This is a genomic window from Streptomyces sp. 7R007 (assembly GCF_054850255.1).
This window is the reverse complement of the sequence record NZ_JBTWMV010000139.1, coordinates 1-1,388: the sequence shown is the minus strand read 5'-3', so window position 1 is coordinate 1,388 and position 1,388 is coordinate 1. Positions and strand designations below refer to the sequence as shown.

The 1,388-nt window shown below is 70.7% G+C and carries 1 protein-coding gene and 1 pseudogene; both read right to left on the bottom strand.

Annotated elements, in window-relative coordinates:
* Positions 1–244 (bottom strand): hypothetical protein (locus ACYF6T_RS44465; protein WP_461703691.1); only part of this gene is annotated, 244 nt, incomplete at its 3' end.
* A gap of 567 nt (positions 245–811) precedes the next feature.
* Positions 812–1,388 (bottom strand): annotated as a pseudogene (locus tag ACYF6T_RS44460) (epoxide hydrolase); the annotation flags it as partial.

Below are 1,388 nucleotides of genomic sequence, written 5' to 3'. Positions count from 1 at the left end.
GTGGGAGCCGTGGCCTGCCGGGTCGTCGTTCCCCACGAGGGCGCGGATGCCGTCCGTTGCCGGGCTGCCGGAACAGCACGAACTCGCCGGTCGGCGTCGAGTCGACGGGCTGCGGGAGGAGGCCGGCCGCATCCAGGCCGAGCTGGCTGGCCGAGAGGGAACGGCAGGAGTGGGTGATCGCTCGCGGGCGGGTCGATACGGTGCCGGCTGCGGACGGCGGTGCCGCCGCCGAGGCGGAGGCCACCGTAATCTGCGGGATGCTGAGGTGCAATCGCCGCTGCGGGACGCGGCGAAGCCGAAGCCGTAGGTGTCGGTTGGTGCCGAGGGCTTGAGCGGCCGGTGCGGTCGGCGGACCACCGGAGCGTTCCCCTCTACCAACGTCCTCGACGGGATCCGCTGCTGCTACGGCTGCCGCAGGGCCGGGAGCGTGGAACCCTGCCACCGGTGCGGACGGGCCCGTCCGGCGATGGGCCGCACCCCGGGCAGACAGCTGCGGCATCGTCCCGGGTCCGGGCCGCGATCCGCAGCAGATCACCGCTGGCCTCCACACGATCGACCCGTACCGCGGCCAGTTGCGGTAACAGGTCTTCCAGCCGTATCGCACACACCACCAGGATGACGCCGCCAACCAGCCGACACCACAGGCCAGTTGACCCGATCACCCGCTACGAAGATTTTGGAAGACCCCGGTGAGCGGTGTTACTCCCGAGCTGGCGGGACGACGCTCCGAACGGGCGAGGAGAAAGGAATGGCGGAGAGGAAGTCGCCGCCGCCAACCTTCTGCGTGGCGCCCGCGGGGTGGCGCGAACAGTCAGCGGAACAGGCGGAAGAACCCGCGCACCTGGTTGACCAGCGACTGCGGCTGCTCCAGTGCGGCGAAGTGGCCACCGTGCGGCAGTTCCTCGAACCAGCGCAGGTCGGTGAACCGCAGCTCGGCCTCCCGCCTCGACGGGCGGGTGATGTCACGCGGGTAGACCGACAGCCCGGACGGCGCGGTCACCTTGTCCCGGAAGTGGGCGAAGCTCTCCCAGTACAGGCGCGCTGACGAGGTGGCCGACGCGGTGAACCAATAGACCGAGATCGCGTCGAGGATCGTCTGCCGCGACAACGCGTCCTCGGGATGGCCGTCGTTGTCCGTCCATGCCCAGAACTTCTCGGCGATCCAGGCGGCCTGCCCCGCCGGGGAGTCGGTGAGGCCGTAGCCGAGCGTCTGCGGCCGGGTCGCCTGGATGGCGGAGTACCCCCGTCCGGTGCGCTGCATTTCTTTCTCGGCCTCGAGATTGACCAGTTCCGCGGGCGTCGGGTCGTCGAAGGTGCCCGCCGCCACGGATCCCAGGTTCAGGTGCACGCCGGCGACCCGCTCGGGCGCCACCTCGCCCAGCACCGCG